The 21,399-nt window shown below is 65.1% G+C and carries 22 protein-coding genes; 2 read left to right on the top strand and 20 right to left on the bottom strand.

The window, feature by feature from the left end:
• The 4 genes from QQL28_RS04485 to rimP all read right to left on the bottom strand — a co-directional run.
• Positions 1–413, bottom strand: a 413-nt coding sequence (locus tag QQL28_RS04485) for a translation initiation factor IF-2 associated domain-containing protein (protein ID WP_284261522.1), incomplete at its 3' end; no start/stop codon positions are given.
• Positions 414–481: 68 nt separating this feature from the next.
• Positions 482–1,165: an RNA-binding protein gene (locus QQL28_RS04480; RefSeq protein WP_284261520.1), complete on the bottom strand. Its 684-nt coding sequence runs from the start codon at positions 1,163–1,165 to the stop codon at positions 482–484.
• Between the two features lie 24 nt (positions 1,166–1,189).
• Positions 1,190–2,800 carry a transcription termination factor NusA gene (nusA, locus tag QQL28_RS04475; RefSeq protein WP_284261518.1) on the bottom strand — a complete coding sequence of 537 codons (1,611 nt, stop codon included), beginning with the start codon at positions 2,798–2,800 and terminating at the stop codon, positions 1,190–1,192.
• Positions 2,801–2,802: 2 nt separating this feature from the next.
• Positions 2,803–3,558, bottom strand: a complete 756-nt coding sequence (rimP, locus tag QQL28_RS04470) for a ribosome maturation factor RimP (RefSeq protein ID WP_284261516.1) — start codon at positions 3,556–3,558, stop codon at positions 2,803–2,805.
• A gap of 353 nt (positions 3,559–3,911) precedes the next feature.
• Here rimP and QQL28_RS04465 point away from each other — a divergent pair, with 353 nt between their 5' ends.
• A complete protein-coding gene (locus tag QQL28_RS04465) occupies positions 3,912–4,994 on the top strand; it encodes a DUF2336 domain-containing protein (protein ID WP_284261514.1) in 1,083 nt (360 codons plus the stop codon).
• Positions 4,995–4,997: 3 nt separating this feature from the next.
• On the opposite strand, the gene trmB is transcribed toward QQL28_RS04465, so the two are convergent.
• The 16 genes from trmB to murJ all read right to left on the bottom strand — a co-directional run bounded on the left by trmB (position 4,998) and on the right by murJ (position 20,153).
• The gene (gene trmB, locus QQL28_RS04460) at positions 4,998–5,711 is read right to left on the bottom strand and encodes a tRNA (guanosine(46)-N7)-methyltransferase TrmB (RefSeq protein ID WP_284261511.1); all 714 of its coding nucleotides are present in this window, start codon (positions 5,709–5,711) and stop codon (positions 4,998–5,000) included.
• Positions 5,708–6,835: a M20 family metallopeptidase gene (locus tag QQL28_RS04455; protein WP_284261509.1), complete on the bottom strand. Its 1,128-nt coding sequence runs from the start codon at positions 6,833–6,835 to the stop codon at positions 5,708–5,710. Before QQL28_RS04455 ends, trmB begins: the two co-directional genes overlap by 4 nt.
• A 258-nt stretch (positions 6,836–7,093) precedes the next feature.
• Positions 7,094–7,507, bottom strand: coding sequence for a helix-turn-helix domain-containing protein (locus tag QQL28_RS04450; protein WP_027550026.1), 414 nt, complete (start codon positions 7,505–7,507; stop codon positions 7,094–7,096).
• A 218-nt stretch (positions 7,508–7,725) separates the two neighbouring features.
• Entirely contained in the window at positions 7,726–9,339 is a 1,614-nt protein-coding gene (gene lnt, locus QQL28_RS04445; RefSeq protein WP_284261506.1) for an apolipoprotein N-acyltransferase, read from the bottom strand.
• Positions 9,336–10,454: a hemolysin family protein gene (locus QQL28_RS04440; protein ID WP_284261504.1), complete on the bottom strand. Its 1,119-nt coding sequence runs from the start codon at positions 10,452–10,454 to the stop codon at positions 9,336–9,338. The genes lnt and QQL28_RS04440 overlap by 4 nt, the downstream gene beginning before the upstream one ends.
• Positions 10,455–10,467: 13 nt before the next feature.
• Positions 10,468–10,965, bottom strand: coding sequence for an rRNA maturation RNase YbeY (ybeY, locus tag QQL28_RS04435; RefSeq protein WP_284261501.1), 498 nt, complete (start codon positions 10,963–10,965; stop codon positions 10,468–10,470).
• 55 nt (positions 10,966–11,020) lie between these two features.
• Complete coding sequence (locus tag QQL28_RS04430; RefSeq protein ID WP_284261499.1) at positions 11,021–12,016, bottom strand: PhoH family protein; 996 nt, start codon at positions 12,014–12,016, stop codon at positions 11,021–11,023.
• Between the two features lie 64 nt (positions 12,017–12,080).
• The gene (miaB, locus tag QQL28_RS04425) at positions 12,081–13,478 is read right to left on the bottom strand and encodes a tRNA (N6-isopentenyl adenosine(37)-C2)-methylthiotransferase MiaB (protein ID WP_284261497.1); all 1,398 of its coding nucleotides are present in this window, start codon (positions 13,476–13,478) and stop codon (positions 12,081–12,083) included.
• A gap of 187 nt (positions 13,479–13,665) precedes the next feature.
• A complete protein-coding gene (locus QQL28_RS04420) occupies positions 13,666–14,346 on the bottom strand; it encodes an HAD family hydrolase (RefSeq protein ID WP_284261495.1) in 681 nt (226 codons plus the stop codon).
• Between the two features lie 49 nt (positions 14,347–14,395).
• Positions 14,396–14,851 carry a Fur family transcriptional regulator gene (locus QQL28_RS04415; RefSeq protein WP_284261493.1) on the bottom strand — a complete coding sequence of 152 codons (456 nt, stop codon included), beginning with the start codon at positions 14,849–14,851 and terminating at the stop codon, positions 14,396–14,398.
• 38 nt (positions 14,852–14,889) lie between these two features.
• A complete protein-coding gene (rimI, locus tag QQL28_RS04410; RefSeq protein WP_284261491.1) occupies positions 14,890–15,375 on the bottom strand; it encodes a ribosomal protein S18-alanine N-acetyltransferase in 486 nt (161 codons plus the stop codon).
• Positions 15,372–16,067 (bottom strand): tRNA (adenosine(37)-N6)-threonylcarbamoyltransferase complex dimerization subunit type 1 TsaB, encoded by a 696-nt coding sequence (tsaB, locus tag QQL28_RS04405; protein WP_284261489.1) that lies wholly within the window; start codon positions 16,065–16,067, stop codon positions 15,372–15,374. Before tsaB ends, rimI begins: the two co-directional genes overlap by 4 nt.
• Before the next feature lie 74 nt (positions 16,068–16,141).
• Entirely contained in the window at positions 16,142–16,711 is a 570-nt protein-coding gene (locus QQL28_RS04400; protein WP_284261488.1) for a NifU family protein, read from the bottom strand.
• A gap of 155 nt (positions 16,712–16,866) precedes the next feature.
• Positions 16,867–17,361 carry a universal stress protein gene (locus QQL28_RS04395; RefSeq protein WP_284261487.1) on the bottom strand — a complete coding sequence of 165 codons (495 nt, stop codon included), beginning with the start codon at positions 17,359–17,361 and terminating at the stop codon, positions 16,867–16,869.
• Between the two features lie 108 nt (positions 17,362–17,469).
• Positions 17,470–18,522 carry a tryptophan--tRNA ligase gene (gene trpS, locus QQL28_RS04390; protein WP_284261485.1) on the bottom strand — a complete coding sequence of 351 codons (1,053 nt, stop codon included), beginning with the start codon at positions 18,520–18,522 and terminating at the stop codon, positions 17,470–17,472.
• Between the two features lie 89 nt (positions 18,523–18,611).
• Positions 18,612–20,153, bottom strand: coding sequence for a murein biosynthesis integral membrane protein MurJ (murJ, locus tag QQL28_RS04385; RefSeq protein WP_284261483.1), 1,542 nt, complete (start codon positions 20,151–20,153; stop codon positions 18,612–18,614).
• 185 nt (positions 20,154–20,338) lie between these two features.
• On the opposite strand from murJ, the gene QQL28_RS04380 reads away from it, so the two are divergent.
• Positions 20,339–21,352 (top strand): adenosine kinase, encoded by a 1,014-nt coding sequence (locus tag QQL28_RS04380; RefSeq protein WP_284261481.1) that lies wholly within the window; start codon positions 20,339–20,341, stop codon positions 21,350–21,352.
• Positions 21,353–21,399: the final 47 nt, after the last annotated feature.

Genomic DNA, 21,399 nt, shown 5'->3' with positions numbered 1-21,399 from the left:
TCGGCGCGCTCAGCGCTTTCGCGAACGGCGCGGCGCTGCGCTTCTTCTTCGGCCTGGCGGCGCTCTTCGACCTCACGCACCTTGGCATCGGCGAGCGCGCTGGCGCGGGCGGAACGTTCGTCCTCGGTCAGCGTGCGCAGCACCACGCCGGACCCGGCGTTGCGCGGCGGGGCGGGCGGAGCCGGGCGCGCCGCAGGAGGGGCGGCCGGCGCGGGCTTTGCAACCTCAGGGGTGTGCGGCTCGGGACCGGTATCCCCGACCCGGCGCTTGCCGCGCTTCTCGACCACAACCTGCTTGCTGCGGCCATGGCTGAAGCTCTGGCGCACGGTGCCCGTTTCGACGCGCGGCTTGAGCGTCAGCGTCTTGCTCGGAACGCTCAGCTTCTTGTCGCCAGGGGTCTTGGTATCAACCATTCAGCAGTCCTAATCTTGATTGTTATCGTTGTGCGTTGCCGCACCGTCATTCCGGTCGTCGTTTGTCTTCAGAAATCCCGGCCGCGCTTTTCGGCAGTCTCGTCATCGTCCGCCATCCGGTATCGGACCAGCATCTGGCTACGTGACAGGAATGTCCTGCTCGCCGGGCCCGCGAGCAGCGCAGCATGTATCACATTTGACCTGCCTAGTGCCAAATCCAATTCTGCCGATTTCAATGCGGTGACGACCGGAATTTGCGGCTTCTCGTCGCGATTCCGCTCGTTTTGCCGTGCCAACGCGTCCAATTTGCGGATTCCGTCCTGGGCTCCGTCACTGGCGTGGATCAGGACCGCAACCGTACCCTCTTTCAGGGCGGTTTCGACCTTGCCGAAGCCGGCCAGGACCTGGCCTGCCTTGGCGGCAATCGCCAGCGCCTCGGTCACACTCCGAACCAGCAGCGTTTCCGTGTCAGAGGGAAGCGTCGTCGGGACGCGCAGATTGCGCTTGAAGGCCTTGCTAAAGTGGTGACGGCGCACCGCTTCCGCAACCGTCTGTCGCGAAGCCGATATCCACATGCCCCGGCCGGGCAGCTTGCGCTTGAGGTCGGGAACAATATCGCCCTGGGGTGAAACGACGAAGCGGATCAGCTCGTCGATCGGCCGGACCTTCCGGCTGACCACGCACATGCGCATGGTCGCGGACCTTTCGGTCCGCGGTCCATGGTCGAGTTCGGGGTCAGTGCTGGCAAGCATCCGGGCGACATCTCCTGATCGCCCTTAAGCCGGCTGCTGTTCGGACGCTTCGGCGTCTTCAGCGGGCTTGGCGAGGTCGGCCTCGGTGATCCAGCCGGCCTTGACGCGCGCCTGCATGATCATCGCCTCCGCATCGTCGCGGGTAATGTCGATGCCATCGAGCGCGCCGGCATGCTTTGTCTGCTCGCCGCCTTCCTTGCGCTCGGTCCAGCCGACCAGGTCGTCGGTGGCGCAGCCGGCGAGGTCGTCGACCGTCTTGATGTCGTTCTCGCCGAACTTCACCAGCATCTTCGAGGTGACGCCGGGCACGTCCTTGACGGCGTCCTCGACGCCGAGTTCCTTGCGCTTGGCCTCGAGCTCGGCTTCCTGCTGCTCGAGATATTCGCGCGCGCGGTTCTGGAGCTCCTGCGCGGTCTCCTCGTCGAAACCTTCGATGCCGGCGAGTTCCTTGACGTCGACCATCGCCAGTTCCTCGACCGAGGTGAAGCCCTCGGACGCCAGCAATTGGCCGACCACCTCGTCGACGTTGAGCGATTCCATGAAGACGCGGGTGGAGTTCTCGAAGTCGGCCTGGCGGCGTTCCGATTCCTCCTGCTCGGTCAGGATGTCGATGTCCCAGCCGGTGAGCTGCGAGGCGAGGCGGACGTTCTGGCCGCGGCGGCCGATCGCCAGCGAGAGCTGGTTGTTGGTGTCGGGCACAACGACCTCGATGCGCTCGCGGTCCTCGTCGATGACGACCTTGGACACTTCGGCCGGCGCCAGCGCGTTGACCACGAAGGTCGCGATGTCAGGCGACCACGGAATGATGTCGATCTTCTCGCCCTGCAACTCGTTCACCACGGCCTGCACGCGCGAGCCGCGCATGCCGACGCAGGCGCCGACCGGATCGACCGAGGAATCGCGGGAAATCACGCCGATTTTCGCGCGCGAGCCGGGATCACGGGCCACCGCCTTGATCTCGACGATGCCGTCATAGATTTCCGGCACTTCCTGCGCGAACAGCTTTGCCATGAACTGCGGATGGGTGCGGGACAGGAAGATCTGCGGGCCGCGGGTCTCGCGGCGCACGTCGAAGATATAGGCGCGGACGCGGTCGCCGTTGCGGAAGACTTCGCGAGGCAGCATCTCGTCGCGGCGGATGATGGCTTCGCCACGGCCGAGATCGACGATCACGCTGCCATATTCAACGCGCTTGACGACGCCGTTGACGATGTCGCCGATGCGGTCCTTGAATTCCTGGTATTGCCGGTCGCGCTCGGCCTCGCGCACCTTCTGCACGATGACCTGCTTGGCCGACTGCGCGGCGATACGGCCATATTCCAGCGGCGGCAGCGTGTCGGCGATGGTGTCGCCGACTTGGGCGCCGGGATTGGCGCGTTGCGCGTCGACCAATGAAATCTGGTTGGAATGATTTTCGACCTTGTCGACGACCAGCATGTGGCGCGACAGCCGGAGCTCGCCCTTCTTCGGGTCGATCTCGGCGTGAACGTCAGTTTCGCTGCCGTAACGGGCGCGCGCCGCCTTCGCGATGGCGTCCTCCATCGCGGCAATGACGATGCCGCGGTCGATCGATTTCTCGCGCGCAACGGCGTCGGCGATCTGGAGCAATTCAAGTCGATTGGCGCTGACTGCCATGGCTAGTCTCCTTCGTCAGGCTCGATCTCGCCGCGCCGCGCGCGTTCGGCGGCAAGGCGATGTTTCTTGGTATTGGTCGGTGCCGGCTTCGTTTTCGGCTTAGTGTTCCTGGTCGTCTTTTCGCTGATCTTGGCGTGCGCCGCTTGCGGCGGCTCCAGGCCGAGATTGCGACGCATCTCGCGTTCCTGCGCCTTGCCGCGGCGCATGGACTCCGCGATCAGCTCATCAGTCAGGACCAGCCGTGCCTCGCCGATATCCTCCATCACGAGGAGAATTTCGGCGTCCTCGCCGGCCTTGACGTCGTCGCGCGCAATGCGAACGCGGTCGCCTTCGATGCCGGCGATGGTACCACGGAAGCGCTTTCGTCCCTCATGAGCGACGGCCATCTCGATCTTCAACAGATGCCCAAGATGGCGCTCGAAATCGGAGCGGCGCACCAGCGGCCGGTCGATCCCCGGCGAGGAAATCTCCAGCCGATAGGCGCGGTCGATGGGATCGGCGACGTCGAGCACCGGCGACAGCGCCCGCGAGATCGCCTCGCAATCCTCGATCTGCATCGAGCCGTCCGGCCGCTCCGCCATGACCTGGACCGTGCAGCCGGCTTCCCCGGAGATGCGGATCCGCACCAAGCGATAGCCCATGCCTTGCAGCACGGGGGCCGCGATCGCCGAGACCCGCGCGGCCACGCCCGGCTCGACCACGAGCCGCGGCTCGGCCAGTAGCTCGGCATCCGTGGAACCAGTGCTTGGTTCGATCATATCAGGGGTCAAGACGGTTATGGTGGTTAACGCTTGCTTTACGCTGCTTAAGGGAACTCGCGGGGTCGGTCGGCCTTTACAGCGTGGTCGCCCGATCTCGTCGTCGATGCAGGTAATAAAAAAGAGCGGGTCCTTCCGGGCCCACTCTCAATACCGATCGTATGAGAAGATAAGTTGGCGCGGATATAGCGCTTTTCGCCGCTCCCGACAAGGCCCGGCCGCCCCTGGGGCGCCTTTTTATGCGGCCGGCGGCCTAACCGTTCCTTCACCAAGGATGGCCTAAATTGCCTGTTGGCGGTGCATTTTAAGGCTTCTCGTGTACTCCCGGCGTGCCCAATGCGAGTTTGCGTTTCATGACCGTTGCCACGTCGCTCATTCCCGGACTGGACGAGATCGTCAGGCGTGGCGACCCCAGGCGCCGCAGCGACATCGCGCGCGCCATCGCCGACCTGTTCTTCCAGGACGCCGCCAAGCTCAGGCCTGATCTCGTCGATCTCTTCGACAATCTGCTGATCGACCTTGTTCCGCATGCCGATCTGACGGCGCGCATCGATCTTGCCGAACGGTTTTCGCGCGTGGCGAACGCGCCGCGCCATCTCGTCGGTCAGCTCGCGCGCGAGAACGAAATTCAGGTGGCGGGCCTCGTGCTGCGCCGCTCGCCGGTGCTCGACGAAGCCGCGCTGATCGAGATCGCGCGCCTGAAAGGTCAGGGCCACCTTCTCGCGATGACCGAGCGGCCCATCCTGTCCGCGGAGATCACCGATGTGCTGGTCGAGCGCGGCGATCGCGACGTGGTGCGGCGTGCCGCCGGCAATGCCGGTGCGATGTTCTCGGCAGGCGGCTATTCGGAGCTGATCAAGCGCGCAGCGCAGGACGGCGTGCTGACACTCAAGATCGGTCAGCGCGACGATCTCTCCGGCGACCAGCTCAAGGAGCTTCTGGGCGGAACGCTCGACGTCATCCGCCGTCGTCTGTCGAGCGTGGTCAAGCCTGCGCGCCAGATGGAGATCAGGCGCGCGATGAACGAGCTCGAGGAGGCCTCGCTCCCGCCAGGTCCGCGGCGCGACTTCTCCGCCGCGCAGCGCACCGTGCTCGGCCTGCATCGCGAAGGCCATCTCGGCGAGAGCGCGCTGCTCGGCTTCGCCAAGGCCCACAAATACGAGGAATCCGTCGCTGCGCTGTCCGCGATGTCCGGCGTCCGGCTCTCCGTCCTCGACCGGCTGATCGCCGGCGACCGTTACGATCCGATCCTGATCCTGGGCCGGGTTCTGAATTTCAGCTGGCCGACCGTGCGCGCCCTGATCCTTTTGTGGTACGGCCCGCAGCGCGCGCCCGCGGACGCCGATCTGGAAGCGGCGCGAATGAACTTCACCAAGCTGATGCCGTCGACCGCCGAGCGCGTCGTGAATTTCTGGCGCAGCCGCCAGACGATCTGAGGCTCAGACTCTTCTGAATCGCAAATACGCCGCCCTGCGGCCCTCGCGCTCGGCCTTTCTGCCGTAGCGCGTCATGGTGTAGCCGGCCCAGGGCAATCGAAAATCGTCGGCGCGCTCCGCGAGCCAGACGAAATCCGATGAGCGTGCGAGATGCGACAGCGTCCAGGCGCAGTAATCGTCGATGTCGCAGACGAAGCGGAATTCGCCGCCGCTTTCGAGCACGCGCGCCATCGCGGCGATGGTCTTGTCCTGAACGAAGCGCCGCTTCCAGTGCCGCCGCTTCGGCCAGGGATCGGGATGGATCAGGTCGATCCGCGACAGCGAACAGTTCGGCAGCCAGGCTAGCAGCTCGGCGGCATCGCCTGCGAACAGGCGAATATTGCCGATATTGTGCGCCTCGATCTGCGCGAGGATCTTTGCCATGCCGTTGACATAGGGCTCGCAGCCGATGAAGCCGGTGGCCGGAAAGTCTTGCGCTTCTGCCGCGAGATGCTCGCCGCCGCCGAAGCCGATCTCGAGCCGTAGCTCCTCTGCGGCGGGATCGAAGATCTCGCACGCATTCGCAGGCGCGCCTTGCGTGATGTCGAGCGCAAGATGCGGCAGCAGATGTTCGACGAGGTCGGCCTGGTGCTGCCGGAGCTTGTGCCCCTTGCGGCGGCCGAAGAACGCGCGTTCGCCGTCGTCAGCGCGAGCCGGATCCGATCTGCGCTCGCTCATCGCAGCGTCTGGTACAGGCGATAGAGCAGCCGTGCGCGGGGCTCGAGCGAGGAGACGTAGAGCTGCTCATAATGGGTGTGCGCGCCCTTGCCGTCGACGCCGAGCCCGTCGAGCGTTGCGGTATGGGCCGCGGTGAAATTGCCGTCCGATCCGCCGCCGGTGTGGGTGTCGATCAGATCGAAGCCGAGCTCGCCCGCCAGCGTTTTCGCGTGCTCATAGAGCGAGGCGCCGGAATTGCTCTTCTCATAAGGAGGCCGGTTGAGGTCGCCCGTCACCTTGACGGTGACGCCCTCGGTCTTTGATGTCAGCCCAAGAATCTTTCCGACGAATTCCTCGGCGTCAGAGTTGCTGAGCACGCGCAGGTCGACCTCGGCATAGGCTTCTTCTGGCGTGACGTTGGGCCGTGTGCCGCCACGCACCACGCCGACATTGACGGTGACGCCGCGCTTGAGATCGTTCATCCCCTCCAGCGTCTGGATGATATTGGCGAGCTCGCGGATGGCGCTGCGGCCATCCTCGGGCCGCGAGCCCGCATGCGCGGGCACGCCCTTGATGAAGATTTCGAACCGTCCGACGCCCTTGCGCCCGGTGACGATCTTGCCGCCGTCGCGCGCCGGCTCCGTCACCAGCACATATTTGGCCTTCCGTCCTTCCGCTTCGATCAGCGCGCGCGAGGTCGGGCTGCCGATCTCCTCGTCCGAGGTGAACATGTGGGTGATGCCTAGCGGCGAGCGGTCGGACGTGGCGCAGAGGTTGCGGAAGGCGTGATGGGCGATATAGGCGCCGCCCTTCATGTCGTAGATGCCGGGGCCGAAGGCGCTGTCGCCCTCGACCTTGAAGGGCAGGCGCTCGATGAAGCCCATGGGGTGTACGGTATCGAGATGGCTGAGCACGAGGATGCCCGGCCTGTCCTGTCCCCATGCCGAGCGCACCACGAGATGATCACCGCAGCCATTGTTGCCGGCGACGCGTTCGGTCGTGACGGGCAGGTCGCGATGCTGCTCGGTGACGACGGACATCAGCTTGTTGACCTGCTCAGGCGCTTCCGTCGGCGTCTCGATCTCCACCCAGCGGCGGATGCCCTCAAGGATGGTCGCGGTGTCGAACGGATTTGAGCTGGACATGTCGTCGCCTGTGCCTCGGGGTGAGGAATGTCGTGGAAGGTCGCGCGCCTTATACGCGGACCGCTGGTCACGACATAGGCCAGATTTGGCGCAGCCTCACGGCCCGAATGCAAAGCTGGAGCATGATCCGGAAAAGTGTGAAGCGGTTTTCCCTCGCGACAAACGCGGAACGCGTTTGCGCGGAGATCATGCTCAAACAACAAGCCATAGCGCGATGAAGATTCATCCTAATCTCATCGCGCTTTAGGCAAGCGCGCGTCAGCGCTTGTCGGGGCCTTCGCGGGCGGCGATCTGCTCGACGAGATCGACGATCGAGCGGCGCAGCTTGGAATCGGTGATCCGGGTGAAGGCTTTCGTCAGCGCCAGCCCTTCGGACGTGGCCAGGAAGTCGGAGACGTAGGAGGGCGAGGCGCCCTCGCTGAAGCCGTCGGGGCCCGGCGTGCCGCTCGGTCCGCCCTCGAACAGGAACGACACCGGCACCTGGAGAATTTCCGCGATCTGCTGAATGCGGCTCGCGCCGACCCGGTTGGTGCCCTTCTCGTATTTCTGGATCTGCTGGAACGTCAGGCCAAGCGCTTCGCCAAGCTTCTCCTGGCTCATGCCCAACATGATGCGGCGCATGCGCACGCGGCTGCCGACATATTTGTCAACAGGGTTGGGCGCTTTCGACATCTCCTCTGCCCTCCTCAGTCACCTCAAGCGCAACAGGGGAGTCTGCGTCAGGTGATAACGTCGCCAAAACCTTTCTTGGGATTTTTGGGAAACATTGCGGAGAAATTTAGCAACGCCCCACTGTCTTGGTGCAGCAGGGGCAGAATGCGGAGCGCGCCGCCGATCTGTCAACCGGGGGATTACGGTTGTCAAAAGCTTACCGACGGCGCCGCCGGCGATCAGGGAAGCCGTCTGGCAACGCGCTTGCGCACCGCAAGAATGACGGCGAGCGCAACGAGGAGCGCGGCCGGAACGTCGCCAACCCTGGCATACATAGTCGGTGGGATCGCGGCGGGCAGGCCCGAATCCAGCACGCCTTCGATGCCGAGGCCGAGGCTGGCGATGGTCCGGCCCACGGGATCGACGACCGCTGAAACCCCTGTATTTGCCGAGCGGACCAGCGGCAATCCGAGCTCGATGGCGCGCATCCGCGCCTGCTCCATGTGCTGGTAGGGGCCGGTGGAAATTCCGAACCAGCCGTCATTGGTCAGGTTGACGATCCAGCCCGGCCGCTCCTGAAGCCCCGCAACGTCACCGGGAAAGATGGCCTCGTAGCAGATGAGCGGTAGCGCGGACGCCGCGCTCGGCACCGGCAGCGCATGCCGCACGGTGCCGGGAATGAATCCGCCCTGAACGCGGGTCAGTTGCTCGAACCCGAGCTTCTCCATCAGGTCCTGATAGGGAAGAAATTCACCGAACGGTACCAGGTGCAGCTTGTCGTAGACGGAGAGCACGCCGCCGTCGTGGTCGATCACATAGATCGAGTTATAGGCGCGCGTGATTCGCGTCCCCGGCGGCAGATCCGGCGCGCGGACCGATCCCGTAATCAGCACTGTCCCTTTTGGCAAGAGATCCGCAATTTGCGCCATCGCGTCGGGTTCGCGGGTCAGGAAGAACGGAAAGGCGGATTCCGGCCAGATCAGAATGGTGGCATCGCGTACGCCAGTCGATTGGGGCCCGGAGGCGCGATCCGACAAAGCGAGGTATTTCTTCATCACCTCCGCCTTGGCGGAGTAGTTGAATTTGGCGTCCTGCTGGAGGTTCGGCTGCATCAGGCGGAGCTTTGCGCCCGCCACCATCGTCGTCGGATGCAGCGACAGGCGGATCGTGCCGAAGATGCCCATGACGATCAGCAATGCGATCGCCGCGACCGGCACGCGCCACGGTATTTTCCGATCCGCGGTGCGGTCGATCAGTGCCGCGGGGCTGGCGAAGATCGCGACGGTCAGGAACGTCATGCCCCACAGGCCGATCAGCGACGCGGTCTGTGCCAACGGCAGCGGCTCGGACAACGCATAGCCGAGGGCGTTCCAGGGAAAGCCGGTCAGGGCATGGCCGCGCAACCATTCGGCGATGGTGAGACTCGCTGCGAGCGCGAGGATGCGCGCGGCGTCCTTGGTCCAGAGCAGCCGCGCCAGCCCAAATCCGATCGCCGTGTAGATGGCGAGGTAGGCCGGCAGGCCCAGCACCGCGAACGGCGTCAGCCAGGCAAAGGTCTGGGCGTCGACGAAGAAGGCGTAGCCGATCCAGTAGAGGCCAGGGACGAAATAGCCGAGCCCGAACCAGTAGCCGGTCAGCGCCGCGGCGGGAACGCCGCCGAACCGGCCGCCGCCGGCGCCGTCGATCAGCCAGACCAGCACCGGAAAGGTCAGAAACAGCACCGGCCAGGCGTTGAACGGTGCCAGCGCCAGCACCGAGAGCGCGCCAGCCGCCATGGCGATAGCCGCGCGCTTCCATCCCCAGGTCAGGATGATGGCGAGCGCGACCAGCCGAAGTCGTTGCGCGAGGGTCACTGCGAGCCGGCTCCGTCGCCGGACGGCGGATTGGGCGTGTCACCGGATGGCGGCGTGCCTTGGTCGGGCGGGGCCTCGCGGCGGCGGCTTTCGCGCTGGGTGCGCGGGGCCGGACGTTCCTTGCGAGCCGCGATGCGCAGGCGCTTGACGCGGCGCGGATCGGCGTCGAGCACTTCGACCTCGTAATTGCCGGGGCCGGAGATCACCTCGCCGCGCACCGGCAGGCGGCCGACGAAACTGACGAGATAGCCGCCGAGCGTCTCGACCTCCTCACCCGCTTCGCCGGTGACGAAATCCTCGCCGATCACGGAGCGGACGTCGTCGAGGCTCGCGCGCGCATCGGCGATGAAGGAATTGTCCGCTTGGCGCACGATCGACGGCGGCTCGTCGCTGTCGTGCTCGTCGTCGATCTCGCCGACGATCTGCTCGACGATGTCCTCGAGCGAGACCAGCCCGTCGGAGCCGCCATATTCGTCGACCACGAGCGCGAGATGGATGCGCGAGGCCTGCATCTGGGCGAGCAGGTCGATCGCTCGCATCGAGGGCGGTACGTAGAGGAGCTTGCGGATGATGTTGGCGTCGTGCAGCGGCAGCGCGAGGTCGACTGCGCGCAAGTCGAGACCGGCGGGCAGCGGCTTCTTGCGCTTGGTCTTGGTGGCTTCCGAGACGCGGGCCTTGGCCGTCATGAAGGTCAGGAGGTCGCGGATGTGCACGATGCCGACGGGATCGTCGAGCGTCTCGTTGTAGACCACGAAGCGGGAATGGCCCGCGCTCTCGAAGCGGTCCATCAGCTCGCCGAGCGGGATGTCGCGCTTCACCGCAATGATGTCGGCGCGATGCACCATGACGTCGGCGATGCGGCGCTCATGCAAATTGAGGATGTTGCGCAGCATGGTCCGCTCGACGGCGGAAAAGCCGGCATCGTCGGGCGTGGTGGCGTCGAGCACGACCTGGAGATCGTCGCGGACCGATCCGGCCTTCCAGCCGAACAGCGTGCGAATGGCGCGGACCAGCCAGCCTTCGGCGGTCGGACGCGTGATCTCACCCGGCTGCACCACGGCGGGCAGGTTGCGGGTGTTTCGCGGATTGTCGTGGATTGGTTCGGAATCCGCCATCTCAATCGATCCGTCAGCGCTCTGCATAGGGGTCTGGGATACCGAGTTGGGCCAGGACGTCCTGTTCGAGCGCTTCCATCTCCTCCGCGTCAGCGTCGTTTTCGTGGTCGTAGCCGATCAGATGCAGGAAACCGTGCACCGCGAGATGGCTCAAATGGTGGTCGAACGGCTTCTGTTCCTCGTCCGCCTCGCGCCGCAGCGTCTCATAGGCGATGGCGATGTCGCCGAGCATGCGCGGCGCGTCGCCTGGCTTCCATTCGCCCTCCGGCTGGAGCGCAGGGAAGGACAGCACGTTGGTCGGCTTGTCGATGCCGCGCCAGTTGCAGTTCAGCGTGCGGATGCCGGAATCATCGGTCAGCATCACGGCCACTTCGGCGCCGGCAAAGTCATCGTCGATCATCGCCGCGGCCTGCGCGATGGCGCGCTGGATGACGGCGTCGGCATCGGGCTCGCTGTGCCAGCAATCGGCGACGACGAGGACCTCGGTCATGGGAAGGTTGGAATGTGACATGGTGTTGTTCGGAACGGACGGCGCTTGCTTGCGTCTTTCGATCCGGGTTTTCTCGTTATGGCTTGCCTGCGGCCGGCCGCTGCGCCGATCCCTCATAGGCGGCAACGATCCGTGCCACCAGCTCGTGGCGGATCACGTCCTCGGCGGTGAAATGAACTTGTGAAATGCCCTCGACGCCGCCGAGCAGGCGGGTCGCCTCCGACAGGCCGGAGGTCTGGCCGTTCGGCAGGTCGATCTGCGACGGATCGCCGGTGACGATCATGCGGCTGTTCTCGCCGAGACGGGTCAAAAACATCTTCATCTGCATCGAGGTAGTGTTCTGCGCCTCGTCCAGGATGATCACGGCATTGGTCAGCGTGCGGCCGCGCATGAAGGCGAGTGGTGCGATCTCGATCTCGCCGGTCTGGAGCGCGCGTTCGACGATGCGCGCGTCCATCAGGTCATAGAGCGCGTCGTAGATCGGGCGCAGATAGGGATCGACCTTCTCGCGGAGATCGCCAGGCAGGAAGCCGAGCCGCTCACCGGCTTCCACGGCCGGGCGCGACAGGATGATCTTGTCGACCTCCTTGCGCTCGAACAATTGCGCGGCGTGCGCGACGGCGAGCCAGGTCTTGCCGGTGCCGGCGGGGCCGATGCCGAACACCAGCTCGTGGCGTTTCAGCGCACGAATGTAGGAATCCTGTGCGGCGGTGCGCGCGCGCACCGGGCGCTTGCGCAAATTGATGCTTTCGAAGGTCGATTTGGCCGACTTGGCGTCGAACTCGAACAGCGAGCCCTGCGCGATCACGGCGCGGATTGCGCCTTCGACTTCGCCCTGGTCGAGATCCTGTCCCTTCACGGCCTGGGCGTAGAGCATCTCCAGCACGCGCCGTGCGGCCTCGCAGCCGTCGCGCGTGCCGCCGATGGTGATGTGGTTGCCCTTGGAGTCGACGACGACGCCGAGCCGGCGCTCGATCTGCGCCAGATTCTGCCCGTAGGGACCGACCAGCGCGGAAGCGGCGCGGTTGTCGTCGAAGTCGATGACGACCTGGGTTTCGGGTGGAACTTGCATGTCGCGGTCAAATTTGCGGCTGGGAGCGAACGAAGACGAATCCGATGCGCTTTTGGGCAAGGGGTCAGGCTCCAGTGGCGATTGGCGATAAAGCGGGCCGCTGCGCGGGCTCGGGCGTCACGAGCTCGCCGAGCAGGCTGTAGCGCTCGAGGCTGTCGATGCGAACCGGCAGGATTTTTCCGATGATGTCGGGCGACGCCATTACATGCGCGGGCTGAAGGTAAGCGGTGCGGCCGACGATCTGGCCGGCATTGCGCGCCTCGCGCTCGAACAACACGTCAACGGTTGTGCCAATCGTAGCCTTGTTGAAGGCCGATTGCTGGGCGTCGATCAACTCCTGGAGCCGCTCCAATCGCTGGTCCATCTCGACTAGGGACACCGTCTCCTGCATGTCCGCGGCCGGGGTTCCCGGGCGGGCCGAATATTTGAACGAGTAGGCCGCAGCGTAGCCGATTTGTGTGACCAGTGCGAGGGTCGCGCGAAAATCTTGCTCGGTCTCCCCAGGGAAGCCCACGATAAAATCTGATGAAAAAGCAATGTCTTGGCGCACAGCCCGGAAACGGTCGATGACTTTCCGATAATCATCGGCGGTATGTTTGCGGTTCATGGCCGCCAGGATCCGGTCCGAGCCGGACTGCACCGGCAGGTGTACGAAGGGCATCAGGCCGGGAAGGTCGCGGTGGGCCGCAATCAGGCTGTCATCGACGTCGCGGGGATGGCTGGTCGAATAGCGCAGGCGCGCGATGCCGGGAATCTGCGCGAGATGCTCGAGCAGCTTGCCGAGCGGCCAGCTTTTCCCGTCCGGCCCCTCGCCGTGATAGGCGTTGACGTTCTGGCCGATCAGCGTGAGCTCGCGCACGCCGTTGTCGGCGAGCCGCTTCACGTCGTCGACGATCTTGGCAACCGGCCGCGACACCTCCGCGCCGCGCGTATAGGGCACGACGCAGAAGGTGCAGAACTTGTCGCAGCCTTCCTGCACGGTGACGAAGGCGGAGATGCCGCGCGCGCGGATCGCTTCGGGCTTTGGCTGGGCGAGGAAGCCGAACTTGTCGGCCGCGGGAAATTCGGTCTCGATCGCGCGGCCGTCATGGCCTGCGCGCTTCAACAGCTCCGGCAAATGGTGATAGCTCTGCGGGCCGACCACGACATCGACCACCGGCGCGCGGCGCACGATCTCCTCACCCTCGGCCTGCGCCACGCAGCCGGCGACCGCGATCTGCATGGTGCGGCCGCCGCGCGCTGCCTCGTCCTTGGCGACACGCAGGCGGCCGAGCTCGGAATAGACCTTCTCCGACGCCTTCTCGCGGATATGGCAGGTGTTGAGGATGACGAGGTCGGCATCTTCAGCGCTCGCCGTCTCCACGAAGCCTTCCGGAGCCAGCGTGTCGACCATGCGCTGGGCATCGTAGACGTTCATCTGGCAACCATATGATTTGATGTGCAGCTTGCGCGGCGGCGTCATGGAACCCGGATTGAGGTGGAGAACGGCCCTCAGATATAGGCTGGAAGCGCGAAAATCCAGCGATTGGGGGCCTCTCGGCCGTCATTTCGGGGCGATGTGCAGCATCGAACCCGGAATCTCGCGCCAAAACCTCTGGATTCCGGGTTCACGCTGCCGCGTGCCCCGGAATGACGATGGTTGGTTGGCATCAGCCCGCCAATATGCCTGCATCCACCCGCCGGACCAGCTCCGGCAATTGCCGCATATCGTCAAAGGTCAGGCAGGCACCCGCTTGGCGCAGGATCTCGGCATATCCCGGATGGCAATGGCTGCCTCCGCAAAAACCGAAGACGATCATCCCCGCGGCTCGTGCACCGGCAATGCCGGCGACGCTGTCCTCGATCACGACGCAGCGCTCGGGCGACACCTTCATCTCGTTTGCAGCAAACAGGAACAGGTCCGGCGCGGGCTTGCCGTTTCTGACCTGCGAGGCCGAGAAGATGTTCGGCGCAAGGCGCTCGTAGAGCGAGGTGCTCCCGAGACTGACGCGCATGCGCTGGTGCGAGCCGCTGGAGGCGACGCAGACGGCCTGCGTGACGCGATCGAGCACATCGTGAATGCCGCGAATGGCTTCCAGGTCGCGTTCGAACGCGCCAAACAATTCGTCCTGGAGATCGGCGTGGTAGGTCTCCGGCAGCTTGCGCCCGAGCTCGGCCTCGATTTCGAGATTCGCCTGCCGCGTCGAGCGCCCGAGGAAGCGCTCGAACACCTGTTCCGACGTGATCGAATAGCCGTGCCTGCTCAGCACATCCGCATGCGCACGACAGGAGATGACCTCGCTGTCGACGAGCACGCCGTCACAATCGAAGATGATGAGGTCTATTGGCACCAGAGCATGATCCGGAGGAGTGTGCAGCGGTTTTCCGACAAGATCATGCTCAAGAAGACGGCTTGTCGTCGTCGAGCGGAACGCAATAGAGCTCGAGCCGGTGATCGACCAGCTTGTAGCCGAGCTTGCGGGCAATCTCCGCCTGCAGCTTCTCGATCTCTTCGGAGGTGAACTCAATCACCTTGCCGTCGCGCAAATTGATGAGGTGGTCGTGATGGCTGTCGCGCATCTGCTCATAGCGCGCGCGGCCCTCGCGGAAATCGTGGCGCTCGATGATGCCGGCATCCTCGAACAGCTTTACGGTGCGATAGACGGTCGAGATCGAGATCTTGTCGTCGACGGCGACGCAGCGCCGGTAGAGTTCCTCGACATCGGGATGATCCACGGCTTCCGCGAGTACGCGGGCGATGACGCGGCGCTGCTCGGTCATGCGCATGCCGGTGGCGGCACAGCGCGCCTCGATGCCTGTCGCCTTGGTCGCGGAGGAAGGTTTTAGTGCGGTCATAGGGTTGTCTGCCTGGCGGGCGCTTTGCTCGATCGATGTTACGACAAGTCACGTCGCATCAGAAGTGCGTTCAATTGTTCCCCGTTCGCCTGCTTATAGTAGCGTTCGCGGCGCCCGACCACCATGAATCCGATGCGGTCGTAGAGCGCCCGCGCCGGCTGGTTATTTTCCTCAACTTCGAGAAATATAGTGCGCACGCCGCGGCCGGCGAGGTGGCCGAGATGGGTCATCAGCAGCGCGCGGGAGAACCCGCGGCCGCGATAGGCCTGGTCGACGGCAATGGAGAGGATTTCCGCCTCGTCCGCGCCCATCCGCGAGACCGCAAAACCGATCGTCTTGCGGCCCAATCGCAAGCGATGCACCAGCGTGTTGCGCTCGCTCATCATGCTTTCGAATTCGCCTTCGCCCCAGCCGCGCGCAAACGACGCGCCATGCAGTTGCGCGAGCCGCGCAGCGTCGCGCGCGGTCGCGCCCTCGACGACAGCGCTGCCGCCGCGCCACCATTCGGCGAGCCAGTTCATCATGGGGTTGCGGCGTGTGCTGCGAGCGGCGGATTGGCTGCCGGTTTCGCATCGGGCGCTCGCAAATAGAACGGACGCGCCGGTGTGGTGTCGGGATCTGCGGCCGCACCCAGCCACGCCACCCAATTGATGTCGGGCGCGGCTTGCGGATCGACGGCGACCGGTTGGGCTGAATCCTTCGGCCAGCGATCGGCGAGAATCCTGGCGGCATTGCCGACCAGATGCGGTGCGCCGAATTGCGAGGCGGCAATCGCCTCGTCGATGCCAGCAACCCGTGGCCGCACCAGCTGGCGGCCGTCGCCGGCGACGATCTGGAAATAGACGTGATCATGCCGCGCATCGATTGCGGACATGACAGGCGCCGGCTTGTTGTGGCTGACGATGGCCGCGGCATAGGCCGACAGCGTCGTCAGCCCCACCGCCGGCTTGCCGGCGGCGAGCGCAAGTCCGCGCGCAGCCGAGATGCCGACGCGCAGGCCCGTGAAGCTGCCGGGACCGGTGGTGACCGCGATGCGGTCGAGCGCGGTGAAGCCGAGCTCTGCCGATTGCATCACGCGCGCGATCAGCGGCATCAGCGCCTCCGCATGCCCGCGCTTCATCGGCAACGATTCCTGCGCGAGCAGCGCAGCGGTTTCGGTGTCGAGCACGGCCGCGGCGCAGGCGTCGAGCGCAGTATCGATGGCAAGGATCAACATGAATAAGCGAATGGCGAGTGGCGAATAGCGAATAGTCTAACCGATGGAGGTTCCGTTCGCCATTCGCTGCCTAATCACATCGGCCGGACTTCGACCACGTCGGGCACGAAGTGCTTCAACAGGTTCTGGATGCCGTGCTGGAGCGTCGCGGTCGACGATGGGCAGCCGGAGCAGGCGCCCTTCATGTTGAGATAGACGACGCCGTCCTTGAAGCCGCGGAAGGTGATGTCGCCGCCGTCATTGGCGACCGCCGGCCGCACGCGGGTCTCGATCAGATCCTTGATCATGTCGACCGTCTCGGCATCCGCCTCGTCGAAAAATTCGTCTTCCTCGTCGAGGTTGTCGGCGCTGGCGGCCACGCCATCGGCGAGCAGCGGCGCGCCGGACATGTAATGCTCCATGATGGCGCCGAGGATCGCGGGCTTGAGCTGCTGCCACTCACCGCTTGCCTTGGTCACGGTGATGAAGTCGCTGCCGTAGAACACGCTGGTGACGCCGGGCACGTCGAACAGTCTTTCGGCGAGCGGCGAGCGGGCGGCGGCCTCGCGCGAGGCGAACTCCATGGGGCCGCCGTCGGACACCATGCGGCCGGGAATGAACTTCAACGTAGCGGGATTGGGGGTGGCTTCGGTCTGAATGAACATGGTTTTCTCCGGACGTCGCCGGTTCAAGGCCGGCGCGTGAGCTTTCACTACCAGATGGCGACGCCAAACGCACCGTCAAGGGGCGGATTGAGGAGTTTCGCTGCGGGATCAGCGGGTTAACTCCCTTGCCCCGCCCGTGGGAGGGGTGAAGGACTCTACGACAGCGCGTCGACTGCGGGGTCGCTCAGTTCGCCCGAGATGATCGTCACCGGAATCGGGAACGTGCCGACCGCATTGGCGAGCATGGCGACCAGCGGCCCCGGTCCCTCGGCGCCGGGATTGGCGGCGAGCACCAGCATCGCGATATCCGGGTCCTGATCGATCACCTCGAGCAATTGTTCCATCGGGGCGCCCTCCCGGATCACGCGCTCCGGCGTGATCGCGGCGATGCCGTTGGCTCTTCCGGCGGCGCGGTCGAGCGCGGCGTCGGCGGCCTCCTGCGCCTCGGCGCGCATGATGTCGGCGACACCCAGCCATTGCTGGTTCTGGTCCTCGGTCTCGATGATGCGCAGCATCACCACGCCGCCGCCGGCGCGGATCGCCCAGCGGCTGGCGTAATAGACCGCGCGATCCCATTCGGCAGTGTCGTCAACGATGACAAGGCATTTGGGCTTGTGACCCGGCTCAAAGCATCGTCGCTTGCTGCTCATGCATGTCCCAGCGTATCCCAGCCCGGCATGGTGCCACACTCCCCTTGCCTTTGGGAGAGGGACGTTGGCCGACGCCGTGGCGTCGGCCAGACTTCGCAGGCGCAACAATCAGCGCCGGCGGATGAAGCCGACGATGTCCTTGGAAAGCGCCATGGTCTCGTCCGCAATCGCGCGCGCGCGGTCGGCACCGTCGTTCAGGATGGCGTCGATGTGACCGGGGTCGGCGACCAGGCGCTTCATCTCGCCGGCGATCGGCGCCAGCTTTGTGACACAGAGATCGACCAGCGCGTTCTTGAAGCTGGAGAACTGGCCGCCGCCGAAATCGTGCAGCACGTCCGCCTTCGCACGGCCCGACAGCGCGGCGAAGATGCCGACGAGGTTGTCGGCCTCGGGGCGTGCTTCCAGACCTTTTTCCTCGGTCGGCAGCGGCTCCGGATCGGTCTTCGCCTTGCGGACTTTCTGCGCGATGGTGTCGGCATCGTCGGTCAGATTGATGCGCGAATAGTCCGACGCATCCGACTTCGACATCTTCTTGGTGCCGTCGCGCAAGCTCATCACGCGCGTCGCCGGTCCCGTGATCAGCGGCTCCGGCAGCGGGAAGAACAGGCCGTCGCCAAAACCGTGACCACGAATCGAATCGCCAAAATCGTTGTTGAATTTCTGCGCGATGTCGCGCGAGAGCTCGAGATGCTGCTTCTGGTCCTCGCCGACCGGAACGAGCGTGGCGCGATAGAGCAGAATGTCGGCCGCCATCAGCACGGGATAGTCGTAGAGCCCGACGGAGGCGTTCTCGCGGTCCTTGCCAGCCTTCTCCTTGAACTGGGTCATGCGGTTGAGCCAGCCCATGCGCGCGACGCAGTTGAAGATCCAGGCGAGCTCGGCGTGGCCGGCGACCTGGCTCTGGTTGAACACGATGTGCTTCTTCGGGTCGATGCCGCTGGCGATGAACGCCGCGGTCACTTCGCGCGTGTTGCGCGCGAGCTCGGCCGGTCCGCCCCAGACATCCACCCCTTGCGTGATCGCGTGCATGTCGACCACGCAATAGATGCAGTTGTGGGTTTCCTGCATCTTCACGAAGTTGACGATCGCGCCGAGATAGTTGCCGAGGTGCAAATTGCCCGTCGGCTGGACGCCCGAAAAAACCCGTTCAACGAATGGCATGGTTAGTTTTCCTGGCAAGCCTTCCTGGAAGTGGCCGGGCCGTCGTTTCCAACAGCGGCGCTGCCCCGTCAAGTGTAATTCGCTCCTTCTTACGCGCCCCGATCCTGATGCACCGGCCGCCTCAAGGCGGCAGCCGCCTCGCGCCAGGAGGCGATGCCGAACAGTCTCAGGAACAGGCCATAGGCCACGAGGCCGCCTGCGATCTGGAGGCCGAGAACCATCAGCCCGAGGCCGCCGGCTGGTGTGATGGCGGTCGCGCCCCAGAGCAGGGCGCCCATGGCGAGCGCGGCGAGCGTGATCCGCGGCAGCCGCTTGCGGGCGGCGTCGTCGACCGCGAAGCCGAATTCGCTCGCGCCCTTGCGGAGCAGCGAGAGCGCGCTGCTCCAGGCGCCGCAGGCGATGCTGGCCGCGATCCCGGTCGCGCCGAAGACATGGCCGAGCACGACGGCGAGCGCCACGGCAACCGCGAATCCCTTTGCGGTCGCGATCAGCGGCGCCATGGTGTCGCCCCGGGCGAAAAAGGCCGGCGACAACGCTTTGATCAGGACATGGGCGGGCAGGCCGAGCGCCAGTGCCATCAGCGCGCGTGCGGTGGCCGCACTGTCGCTTGCGCCGAACGCGCCATGCTCGAACAGCAATCGCACGATCGGCTCGGCCAGCACGATCAGGCCGAGGGTCGCGGGCAGCGCCAGACCTGTGGCGAGCTCGAGCGCGCGCGATTCGGCATGCGTCACGGCGCTGCGGTCACAGCTAGCGGTCGCGCGCGTCAGCTCCGGCACCAGCACGGTGCCCATGGCGACGCCGACGATGCCGAGCGGCAATTCGATCAGGCGGTTAGCGAAATAGAGCCAGGAGACCGCGGACGGCGTTGCGGACGCAATGATGGCGCCGGCCACCATCAGCCATTGCGGCCCCGAGCTTGCGATCATGCCGGGAATCGCCTTGCCGAAGAAGCCGCGCATCTCCTCGTCGAACGTCGCGCGCAAGGGCGTAGCGAGGCGCGCGCTGCGCTGCGAGCCCAGCATCAACAGTTGCAGGAGGCCCGCAATGCCGACGGTCGCCGCCAGCGTCCACGCGGCGAAGACGGCATCGGCGTGTCCCAGCAGGAGAGCTGCGATCGCGGCGATCAGCGCGATGTTGAACAGCAGCGGCGAGAACGCGGTGAGCGCAAAGCGGCCTTGCGCATTGAGCAGCCCCATCAACACCGTGACCGGGCCCGCGAAAGCGAGGTAGGGCAGCATCAGCCGCGCGTTCGCCACCGCGAGATCGCGCGTCTCGCTCCCGGCAAACCCAGGCGCGATGATGGTGATGATCAGCGGCATCACGAGCGCGATCACGATCGAGGCCACGATCAGCGCCGCGCTGATCGTCCCCAGCACACGGCCGGCGAAGGCGGCTGCTGCCTGCTCGCCGTCGCGCTCGCGCGTGCGCAGCCAGGCCGGGACCAGGGCCGCATTGAGTGCGCCTTCACTGAGCAGCCGTCGCACCACGTTGACGAGCTGGAACGCGGCCAGGAATGCATCGGCCACCGCGCCCGTACCGAGCAGCGCCGCGATCAGGGAATCGCGCGCAAACCCCAGCAGCCGCGAGGCCAATGTTCCCGTCGAGACTGTCAGGAAGGAGCGGATCATGAGGCCTGAATACCATAGCGTTTTCGAGCGAAGTGGCCCCGGTTCGCGTGAAGAAAACGTGTCAAAAGATAACCCTTCGTTGCTTGCTCGCCGGGGGTCGGTCGTGATAGGCCGCGAGCCGGATTTTCAAGCCGTAGGAAGCGGATTTCCCGCAGCTCTGCAATCGGGCAACAGGATCAAGGTGAATGGCTGACGCAAAAAATGACGCCAAATATGACGTCTTGGGGATCGGCAACGCGCTGTTCGACGTGCTGGTCCGGACGGATGAGGCTTTTCTCGCCAAGCACGGCATGACCAAGGGCAGCATGTCCCTGATCGACGAGGCGCGCGCCGCCGCGATCTACAAGGACATGGGCCCGGCGACGGAAGTCTCGGGTGGCTCGGCCGCCAACACCATCGTCGGCATCGCAAGCCTGGGTGCGCGGGCGGCCTATGTCGGCAAGGTCAAGGACGACCAGATCGGCAAGCTCTATGTGCATGATATCCGCGCGGCCGGCGTTGCCTTCGACACGCCGGCCGCCAAGGATGGTCCGGCTACCGGTTGCTCCTACATCCTGGTGACCGCGGATGGCGAGCGCACCATGAACACCTATCTCGGCGCGGCGCAGGACCTGTCGCCCGCCGACATCGATCCGGCCGAGGTCGCCGGCGCTGCAATCGTCTATCTCGAGGGTTATCTCTGGGACCCGAAGAATGCCAAAGACGCCTTCGTCAAGGCGTCGAAGATTGCGCATGATGCGCGCCGCAGGGTGGCGCTGACGCTGTCGGATTCGTTCTGCGTCGACCGCTATCGCGACGAGTTCCTGTCGCTGATGAAGAACGGCACCGTCGACATCGTGTTCGCCAACGAGTCCGAGCTGCACTCGCTCTACATGACCTCGGACTTCGACACCGCGCTCAAGCAACTCCGCAACGACGTCAATCTCGGCGTGGTCACGCGCAGCGAGAAAGGCTGCATGGTGGTGTCGTCCGAGGATGCCGTCGCGGTGCCGGCCTCGCCGATCGACAAGCTCGTCGATACTACCGGCGCCGGCGATCTCTTCGCCGCCGGCTTCCTGTTCGGCCTCGCGCGCGACTTGCCGTACAAGCAATGCGGCCAGCTCGGCGCGCTCGCAGCCGCCGAAGTGATCCAGCACATCGGCGCTCGCCCGCTCGTGTCACTGAAGGAGCTCGCCCAGCAGCGCGGGGTGATGGGGTAGGCTTCGGCTCTCTCCATCGTCATTGCGAGCGAAGCGAAGCAATCCAG

The sequence above is a fragment of the Bradyrhizobium iriomotense genome (assembly GCF_030160715.1).
Classification (GTDB): Bacteria; Pseudomonadota; Alphaproteobacteria; order Rhizobiales; family Xanthobacteraceae; genus Bradyrhizobium; species Bradyrhizobium iriomotense.
Note: the sequence above shows the minus strand (reverse complement) of the source record. Positions and strands in the feature narration are given on the sequence as shown.